General features: G+C 60.4%; 9 protein-coding genes. 2 read left to right on the top strand and 7 right to left on the bottom strand.

Features of this window, described 5'->3' with window-relative positions; all coding sequences use genetic code 11:
- On the bottom strand, nt 1-189 hold a 189-nt coding region (locus PQR02_RS38765; RefSeq protein WP_408243117.1), incomplete at its 3' end, for a response regulator.
- A gap of 298 nt (nt 190-487) precedes the next feature.
- Between PQR02_RS38765 and PQR02_RS38760 the strand changes: the two genes are divergently transcribed.
- Both PQR02_RS38760 and PQR02_RS38755 read left to right on the top strand, forming a co-directional pair.
- Complete coding sequence (locus tag PQR02_RS38760; protein ID WP_408243116.1) at nt 488-1,126, top strand: DUF4118 domain-containing protein; 639 nt, start codon at nt 488-490, stop codon at nt 1,124-1,126.
- A complete protein-coding gene (locus PQR02_RS38755; protein ID WP_408243115.1) occupies nt 1,114-1,449 on the top strand; it encodes a response regulator in 336 nt (111 codons plus the stop codon). The genes PQR02_RS38760 and PQR02_RS38755 overlap by 13 nt, the downstream gene beginning before the upstream one ends.
- Before the next feature lie 263 nt (nt 1,450-1,712).
- On the opposite strand, the gene PQR02_RS38750 is transcribed toward PQR02_RS38755, so the two are convergent.
- The 6 genes from PQR02_RS38750 to PQR02_RS38725 all read right to left on the bottom strand — a co-directional run bounded on the left by PQR02_RS38750 (nt 1,713) and on the right by PQR02_RS38725 (nt 8,732).
- Nucleotides 1,713-2,150: a response regulator gene (locus tag PQR02_RS38750; protein ID WP_408243114.1), complete on the bottom strand. Its 438-nt coding sequence runs from the start codon at nt 2,148-2,150 to the stop codon at nt 1,713-1,715.
- A gap of 1,509 nt (nt 2,151-3,659) precedes the next feature.
- Nucleotides 3,660-4,133 (bottom strand): PRC-barrel domain-containing protein, encoded by a 474-nt coding sequence (locus PQR02_RS38745; protein WP_408243113.1) that lies wholly within the window; start codon nt 4,131-4,133, stop codon nt 3,660-3,662.
- A 421-nt stretch (nt 4,134-4,554) separates the two neighbouring features.
- Nucleotides 4,555-4,935 (bottom strand): response regulator, encoded by a 381-nt coding sequence (locus PQR02_RS38740; protein ID WP_408243112.1) that lies wholly within the window; start codon nt 4,933-4,935, stop codon nt 4,555-4,557.
- Nucleotides 4,936-5,385: 450 nt separating this feature from the next.
- Nucleotides 5,386-7,170, bottom strand: coding sequence for a hybrid sensor histidine kinase/response regulator (locus PQR02_RS38735; RefSeq protein WP_408243111.1), 1,785 nt, complete (start codon nt 7,168-7,170; stop codon nt 5,386-5,388).
- Between the two features lie 136 nt (nt 7,171-7,306).
- Nucleotides 7,307-7,909, bottom strand: coding sequence for a GNAT family N-acetyltransferase (locus tag PQR02_RS38730; RefSeq protein ID WP_408243110.1), 603 nt, complete (start codon nt 7,907-7,909; stop codon nt 7,307-7,309).
- A gap of 43 nt (nt 7,910-7,952) precedes the next feature.
- A complete protein-coding gene (locus tag PQR02_RS38725) occupies nt 7,953-8,732 on the bottom strand; it encodes an inositol monophosphatase family protein (RefSeq protein WP_408243118.1) in 780 nt (259 codons plus the stop codon).
- Nucleotides 8,733-8,739: the final 7 nt, after the last annotated feature.

Here is an 8,739-nt window from a genome sequence, read left to right as displayed (position 1 = left end):
AAGGGCGGGACCGTCCATGACCGGCATCATGAAATCAGAAACCACGATGTCTGGGCGCCTTCGGCGTGCTGCCTGCAGTGCCTCATGCCCGTTCGACGCAGTCATAACCTCGTAACCTTCCCCGCAGACCAAAGCCTCAAGCGCCTGAAGCAGGTTCATGTCGTCGTCGACCAGTAATACCGTCACCATGACCCGGCCTCAAAGCGGTGGGTTTTCACTTCGTCTGTTTGCCGGCAACGGCTATTCCGTTGCTCGCGCGTATTGCAGAGGTCGAATGCCCGCTGACTCGCGGAGCTTTGCGCTGTCATCACGGCGAGCGCTGGCTCGATGAGACAAGAGTACGCTTTGGCGAAAGGCAAATCTACTCTACGATTGGCTTGCCGACGCCGCGTTAGTGTACCTCGCTTATACGAGCGTATAACCGCGGTGCGCAGACTTGTCGAGCGGGTGTCAAACTGCGAGGAAACACGCAAAAGCGCTCCGCGTCTTGGACCAATACAGCGCTTCTCTGTTCGCACGGCAGTATATTTCCTTCTTTAATTATCGCGGAAATGAGAACCCAACAGTCGGAGAAGTCGAAAGCGTCGGCTATTATCCGGAGACCAATGCAGGCGGCTGGTGCAGTTACGCAAAGGGGAGACGTTTTGTGCGGGCACTGGGTTCTTCACGTGAAAGCAGAAGCCTGGGGTACCTGGCGACATTGCGGCTTGGAGGCTGTATCGCGCTCGGAGCCGTTACTGCAACCTGTGTCATTCTGAACCAGGAAGAGAGCACCGCTGGCTTCTTCCTTCTGGTTGCCGTTGTTCTCCTGTCCCTGCTGGACAGCTTCATCTCATCGGTCATTTTCTCGGTGGTTGGCGCCGCGCTGCTCAACTATTTTTTCGCCGAACTCATCAATAGCTTCGGCATTAGAAAAACCGCGGATTTATTCTCCCTTGTTGCCTTTCTCGTCACATCACTCGCAATCACCACCCTTGTCAGGCGGATTGGCCGCGTTGAAAAGACGCAGCGCGCTCAGGCACAGTTGCTGGAGCTGACACACGACATTATCATCGTGCGCGATAAAAAAACCGGGTGCGCGGCGGCCACAATAGCGGGCCCGAGTGCTGCTCAATGCATCAATTGATTTTTCGATGCAGCGCGGCGCGACCAGTGACCAAGATACTTCCTGTCGATGACGACCCGAACCTCCTGCGACCCCTGCGGTGGTTGATTGAGCAGGAAGGTTTTCGCGTGCTGACGGCGTTACACGGGGAGGCGGCCCTCGCCGAAGTTGCTATTTGCAGGCCGAGTCTCATCGCGATTGACTGGACGATGCCTCGCCTTGGCGGGCTGGACCTGTGCCGACGCCTGGAAAGTGACGTTGCCGCGGCCGCCATTCCGGTGGTCATGCTATCGGCGGCCTCGCCGCCGGACGCAGGGAAAAGTTATGGGACGTGCTGCTATTAAAGCCCGCCCCACCGGGCGGTTGATAGGGGCGATTCGTCGTCTCCTTGATGCACCCCGCTCCCACGCCCGACTTTACACACTAGCTGCAATCGTTCGCGATATGCGGGGCTCACCTGGGACCACCTTCGGCCGGATTCACGAAGCATCCGGCGATGCACCTGGCATGTCGTCACCTGTAGCGACGACGCGAACTTCGGGGCATGACGCGCTCAACAGGGGCGCAAGGCTCGCGTTCATCTCTCGGGTCGCGCGAACCGGCCCGGTTACACCCAGTACTTCGAGGGCATCGGGGCCCAACGCGAGGGCGCCGGAGCCGGCACATTGACGCGGCTTTTAGAGCCGCACAAACGCCGGGCCAGGAGCGAGTCGACAGCAGACTCAAGCGCTTCCAAGTCGACGGGCTTGGAGAAGAATACGTTCCACAGCGTGGACTTATCTGCTGGCGGCAGCTCGCCGGATGTCATCACCACCGGAATTTGCGCAAGTGTGGGGTAAAACTTCAGCCGCTCGCACAGGCCTATGCCGTCCATTCCCGGCATGTTCCGGTCGGTAATAATCAAATCAGGGAGATGGCGCCCCGCTCTTGCCAGGGCTGGCTCACCGCTCTGGGCGAGTAGCACATGATGACCGCTTCGCTCGAAAATCAGCTGAAGCATCCACAGTGATTCATCGTCGTCGTCGACCAGCAGGATGGTAGCCATAGTACGGCAAGCCAGAACATACCGATTCTGCGCATCAAGCATGCCCCTTTCGACAACTGCAGGCCAAGCCGGCGAAGACGCCTGATTTGTGCAGCGCACACACCCCAGTAATTGGTATCCATTAACTCCCAGCGAGGTCTCCATGGACGTCCTGCCTCTCCTGGCCGGCAACGAACTGCCTGGCGCGTGGCGGAGCCTTGGAACGGCTGCACAATCCCGGCGACGAGGATGGTACGAACTGGACGAATACGACGAATTGGTAAGCAATGCAATGCCCTCCGCGACGCCGGATTGTGCTCACGGACGTCTACTGTCAGGTGTCAGAGCAGATGGGCAGCTCACCGCGATGTCGCGGCTGTCGCGACCCCTCATTCGGCATCCGGGTTCCCGACGTTGTCTGGATGCGATGCGAAAAGTAGGAAGGCTTCGGCCGCGAGGACCCAACGCCGTTCGTCCCAGAACTCTGCGTCGAGGTGTTTCTCGATAGTGGCAGGACACGGGAGATAAACGGCGGGAGCAACAGCTATCTGGAAGGGGGCGCCCGTGAAGTGATTGTCGTTGGCCAGCGTGGCGACGTGGAGCTCGGGAGCTGCGAAAAAGGTCGCTGAAAGAAAGGCTGCGGCGGTAGAGGTGCCTGCGAAAAGACCGGGCCTGTTCCTATTGCCGAACCGCGAGACAGGGTTTTGAGTCGCGTCGAAGCGATTGTCCGGGAGGCGTTTCCCCTCGCGTGCGATAGGCAGGAGCAAGTCACAGAAGTCATGACGAAATCTTTCCGTGCGGCCCCCTCGTGTTGCCGCACATTCGACACTCCCAATGAGCTTGAGCTGCGCCACGGAGCGGTCCACTGACTGGGCACTGAGCGCTGATGCCGCGTTGGGCTGATAGAGCGGTATCAATCGGGCTTTTTCAAGCCACTTGGGTTATCAGGCGTGCCGGGCGACGCATCAGGGCGCGGCCGCGTCCCAGCGCCGCCGGTGCGGTCCGTGGCGCCCGCCCCGGGCGTTGCGGAGGGGGAGCCGGTCGTTGGAGCTGAAGCCGGCGTCGAAAGGTGCGCACCGCTCTTCGACCCTGCATTTCCGCCTTGGCGACCCATTCCTGAGCCGCTAGCGGCTCCCTGCCCGTGCACCGCTCCTGCGAGGGTCAGCGCCAGCGCACCGACTGCAAGTAGTCTCATAACAGTCTCCTCTGTCAAAATGACTCGACAGCGCACGATGTGCACTAACGGGCATATGAGACCCGCGCGCGCTCGTTTCCGCCAGCGCTGCAGCAAATGCAACTGTCGTTCCTTTGAAGGGCGCCCCGACAGTCACTTCGTCAGCGGGCCAGTGGCCTTGATGCCTTCCCGGCCGCTTTTGGACAATACCTTCAGACCGTCCGAACAGGTCCGCCAATCTCGCCATTGCTGCGAGCCTTGCCGACGTACCTACGCCGCCGCGCCGGAGCGCGGAGGCGTAGATGCCAGACCTACGCCCCAGACATCCGTCGGCGTCGGTCCAGGGGGCTGCTGTGTTAATGCTCGCTCGGCCTGATGGCGGGGTCGCCTTCCACCACTTCCTTGGTCGCTGACCAGTACGGCTGCCGGTTGTAGTAGCTATACGTCGACTCTCCCCATTTCGCATCTGCCATTGCCGGCCAGTGGTCCTTGTCGAAACCCGCGTCCTCCTTGAGGCGCTGTGCGGCAATGTCGACAACGAAGCACTTCTCGTCCGTGTCGAGGGTCAGCGCGCTCCAGGGGATGGCGTGCAGGTTAGAACCCATTCCGAGGAAACCGCCCTCGGAGAGCACTGCATAGGCGATGCGACCGTTGCGGACGTCGAGCATGATGTCTGAAATCTTCCCAACATGTTCGCCATCAGAGGACATGACCTTGTTTCCATCAAGCGTTGCTGCGGCCATGATGTCCGGCCCCGGTCCTTCGCCGATACCAGCGCCGACGATGTCAGCTCCGCGTCGGGTGTCACCTTGCGGGTTGATTGAGCCCATGATTCACCTCCTTTGAAAAAAGGTAATCCGGTGGCGCGCAAGCGGCGTTCCCGCGCGGGCGGATGGCCGTCAGCACCGCGGCTAGAACGATGTGGCGCAACGATGCGCGATTAGATACCCGCTCCGAGCGTCGCCACATCCATGATGGGAAACTGCGCTACCTGCGCGCCGACTAGATTGCCCCTGCTATCCGGACAGGGTCGAGACGCTCGAGGGGCTACTCGGCGTCGCGGACGCGGCCATATATGCGTCAAAGGGCAATGGCCGGTCGACCTGCAGCTTCGCCGCTTCGCCGGGACCGGACCTGTCCAATGTTGTGAAGCTAACGAGATAGGGTTGCGTCCGCTGGGCCTAGCCCAGGCGTGAGTCTATGCGCTTCGTCGGAAGCTCTTTTGGCCTGGCATGGTCAGTTCAGACCGCACTAATGCCGCAGAACATCCGCGAGGTCATCAAGCGACAGTGGCTTGACGAGATGGCAGTCAAATACCCGTTTATCACACTGGCGCCTACTGGCGACATCGGCGTAACCCGTCAACGCCACCAGCTTCGTCTGGGAGCATTGCGCCCTCAGACGGAGCAGCTGTGCGAGTTCGAGGCCATCCATGCCGGGCGTGGTGATATCAATCAGGGCAACGTCCGGGGTGAATGATTCTACTATCGCGAGCGCATCCGGACCGCTCTGTGCCCGCTTTACCACGTGGCCCTCCAGTTTCAGCAGCGTGCCGAGCGACTCCGTCGCATCGACGTTGTCGTCTACAAGGATACGTCTCGGTGCCATAGTGCGCGGAGCGGTCGTGGTCATCTCGTCCGCGCTTTCGCAGACAATGCGCAGTCGTATCGAGTATTGCGAGCGATATTCAACGGAACGACTCCTGCTTTTCCTTAGCGTTGTTACCCGGAGCATTCCGACGTAATGGCGTCGGTATGGTCGAATCGATGCTGACGACAAGGTAACGGCGCGCATTTGTGCTCGCAACGCGCGTGCATCAGTCGGCGCCGCGTTGTCTCCCAGTTCGACGGCCAACTATTCTTGAAACGCCTATTCGAGTGACGGAGCGGGCGCGACACTCGGCCCGGCTTCTCTATGTGTGGCATAAACGCTTGCTGCAATGCGCGTCGCACACGGAAGAAGGAGGCGTCGCTTCCAGTTGGAGGCTCGCCATATCATCTCCCTGTCCGATTCGCCCGCGCGGCGAATCGTTACCGCCACGACGACTAACGGCACCTCAAATGACCGTTGGCGATATCGGAATCAATCGACTGTGGACGGTGCTCTAACGGAGTCGCATCCCGCCAGAGTGGCTCTCAGCTGACTGATGGAGAGAGGCTTTATCAGATAGTCGTTGAACCCGGCTGCAATCGCACGTTTAGTGTATCCCTCATCCGCATACCCGCTGAGTGCAATGAGGCAGACACCCTTGCAGGATTCGTCGCGCCTGATAGCGCCTGCAATATCAAAGCCGTCCATGTCTGAAAGGCCGATATCTACGATAACGATATCCGGCTTACTGGACGCCAGTCGGCGCAATGCGCCTGTGCCACTATTGGCTGTTTCAACTGAATGGCCTTCAAGTTCGAGGACCATGGATAGAGATTTCAGAGCGTCCTGGCAATCATCAACCAGAAGGACCCTGCGGGGGGTGGTGTTTGCGCGGGCGTCTATCTGCCTATCTCCGTCGTGCGATTTCTCGGAATCGTGCCATCGTGGCAGGCGGACCGTAACAGTGGTTCCTTTCCCTGTTCCTTGGCTGGCTACCTCAAATGTCCCATGATGGAGTTCGACGATGCGCTTGACCACCGCGAGGCCTACACCCAGTCCTCCACTGAAACCTTGCGGACCTTGTCGGCACTGGACGAAGAGTTTGCTAACAGACGGCAGGTCCTCCGGCGCTATGCCTTTCCCGTCGTCCTCGACAGAAATTCTGACCGTCTTTTCATCGGCTTCACACGCTGCGGTCAGCCAGATGTGGCCGCCTTCGGGCGTGTAGCGGATAGAGTTCGAGAGAAGGTTCGCAATGACCTGGCTCAGACGGACGTAGTCGCCATGGAGCGTAATGTCGTTGTCGAGGCCAATCACCGTCAGCTGCTGTCGGCGCTGTACAAGTCCATGCTGGACTGACACCACGGCGTCCGCCGCAATCTCCTTCAAAGACACCGTCTTGATGGCTAGTCGCAGCTTGCCGTGCTGAAGACGAACGGCATCAAGCAGGTCATCCATCAGCGTATGCAACCTGGAAATCTGCCGCTGGGCAATGTCCAGCAGGGTCAGCGCGTCGTCGTTGCCGGCGCAGTACCCCTTTGCGGCGGCCACGGCGTTATCTATCGGTCCCATCGGACCCAGCAGTTCGTGGCCGAGCATCGCGATGAATTCGTCGCGCTGCCTGCTGTCATTGGCCTTCTCGTCCCGGGCGTTCATTACCATGAGCGCCGAACCCGCTACGGCTGACAGGCTGGACAGCAGCCGCACGTCCTCGCTTTGGAACCGGCAGTCATCGGAGTGTGACATGACCCAGATGGCGCCAAGCTGGGCGCCGTCCGTCTCAATCGGCACGACCAGCCCTTCCGGAATATGTGCCGGGCCACCCCGAAGCGCTTCGAACGTTTTCAACGGGTCGACGAACAGCAGCGACTCGCGCAATTCGAGCGCAACTCCGCACGGGCAATCCTTCCAGGCTGTTATGTGGCCACGGAGGCCGGCCACCTCGCCAGCAACGGCGAGCCAGCGAAAGTAGCGGTTCCCGTCCAGTTCTTCAACCAGGCTGATGCCCGCGCTTCCGGCACAACAGAGTTCGAGGGCAGCATCAACGATAGTCTGCAACAGCACATCGCGCGGACCGGTCTGGGCGCGCGCCAGGCGCACGAGTGCACGGTTCTCGCGCTCATACTCCGGCGCGCGAGTAGAGCGCCGGCGCAATTCTGCTGCGCCCGAAGTGATGGCCGTCGATAGAATTGTCATAGAAGTTGCCGGAGGACCTTCCACCGATTGGGTGCTGGACGCGGCAGTCAACTTTTCCTTTGCCCAGATGGCGTCCAGCATTTTTTACAGTAGACCACCAATGCCTGGGCGTCAACGCGCTTTAAGACGGCGCCCGGCAAACCGTATCGACGATGAAGGGACGCACCGTCGCGACCGGTGTGCGCTGCAGAAGCGGAATTTTTGCAACGCGTACAGACTATAGCTTGCGCGGCGGACGCCACATGCTGCAAACGCGCGGCCCATTCCGCAACCCGGATACGGTTTGCACGTTGAAGCCGTGCGCGGAATAAAACGGCAGGTTGGCCGGTTCGGCTGTCTCCAGATACGCGCCCAGTCCCTGCTCGTCGCACACGCGCAGGCCGGTCTTCAGCAATGCGCTGCCAAGACCGGAGCGTTGCTCGCTCGGCTCCACTCCGAGAACGCCCAGATACCAGAATCTTTGACCGGCAGAATGCATCTGTGCGAGCCGGTTTAATCCATATAGCGCCACCGGGAGCGCCACAAGGCCCGTGGCCATTGCCATGCCGGGTAGCAGACGAAGGTGTTCGGCCAGCGACAGCGGATAACCGCCGGGAGGTAGCCATAGCGCTGCCGCGTTCCGGTCGTCGTTGGTGAGCACAACGCCGCTTCTTGAGAACACGCGAAGGTACAGGCGATAGACCGCTACTAACCTTCGCTGGCGCGACCGCTCATCGGGGAAGACATACGCAGCAAGCGGGTCGCAGACAAACGCCCTGGCCAGCATATGCGCCAGCATTTTCCTGTCCGGGTCGCCCGCGCGGCGAATGATTACGGTCATAACGCGTGCCTCCTGCCCGGGTCTTTCGTGCTCGCAGCGCACGCTACAGTCCGGCCGTAAATAACAGTATCTCGCGATGTAATGCGGAAGTCGCGGCAGCAACCACGCGCCCGCCGCTCTCCGTTCGTAACGGCTTGCCGTCCCAGTCAGTGATGGCGCCGCCAGCGGATTCAACGAGAGGACCCATCGACAGGAAGTCGTACGGTTCCAGTCCCGCTTCCACAACCGCACCAAGATAACCCGACGCAAGCATGGCGTAGTTGTAGCGGCCACCGCCGAACCGGCGCGCTTTCGCGCGGCAGGTCAGTGCATCAAATACTGCCCGCTCTTCGCCGGCGAACATGTCGGGCGACGTCGCGCATACGGTCGCGTCCGCCAGGCTCGCGCATTGCCGGGTATGGCATGTCGTTCCGTCATGCGCCCGGCAGCTGGCGGGTGTGCCAGTCCATCGCTCCTTCAGGGCTGGCACGTCCAGCAGGCCCAGCACCGGTTCCCCTTCGTGAAGCAACGTAATCAGGGTGCCCCACAACGGCAGGCCGATGATAAAGCTTGCTGTGCCGTCGATGGGGTCGACTACCCAGACGTATTCCGACTGCAACTGAAGCTCGCCGTATTCCTCTCCGAGGATGCCGTGGTGCGGATATGTTGCGCGAATCGTTCCACGCATTTGTGCTTCTATCGACGTGTCGGCGATGGTCACAGGGCTGCGGTCAGGCTTGGTCCTTGTATCGGGATGGCGCCGGAAGTACGACATGGAGACGGCAGCGGCATCGTTCGCCAGCCTGGCCGCGAACATCGGAAACGCGGACAGTGCGATTTCCATGAGAGAA

It is taken from the genome of Paraburkholderia sediminicola, assembly GCF_046026895.1.
GTDB lineage: Bacteria > Pseudomonadota > Gammaproteobacteria > Burkholderiales > Burkholderiaceae > Paraburkholderia > Paraburkholderia sediminicola_C.
This window is presented reverse-complemented; position numbering and strand designations above follow the sequence as displayed.

What these genes read in the sequence shown, in the direction of transcription:
- PQR02_RS38740 (WP_408243112.1), bottom strand. Translation starts at nt 4,935, where the DNA reads ATGACCACGACCGCTCCGCGCACTATGGCACCGAGACGTATCCTTGTA.
- PQR02_RS38725 (WP_408243118.1), bottom strand. Translation starts at nt 8,732, where the DNA reads ATGGAAATCGCACTGTCCGCGTTTCCGATGTTCGCGGCCAGGCTGGCG.
- PQR02_RS38735 (WP_408243111.1), bottom strand. Translation starts at nt 7,170, where the DNA reads ATGCTGGACGCCATCTGGGCAAAGGAAAAGTTGACTGCCGCGTCCAGC.
- PQR02_RS38730 (WP_408243110.1), bottom strand. Translation starts at nt 7,909, where the DNA reads ATGACCGTAATCATTCGCCGCGCGGGCGACCCGGACAGGAAAATGCTG.
- PQR02_RS38755 (WP_408243115.1), top strand. Translation starts at nt 1,114, where the DNA reads ATGCATCAATTGATTTTTCGATGCAGCGCGGCGCGACCAGTGACCAAG.
- PQR02_RS38750 (WP_408243114.1), bottom strand. Translation starts at nt 2,150, where the DNA reads ATGGCTACCATCCTGCTGGTCGACGACGACGATGAATCACTGTGGATG.
- PQR02_RS38745 (WP_408243113.1), bottom strand. Translation starts at nt 4,133, where the DNA reads ATGGGCTCAATCAACCCGCAAGGTGACACCCGACGCGGAGCTGACATC.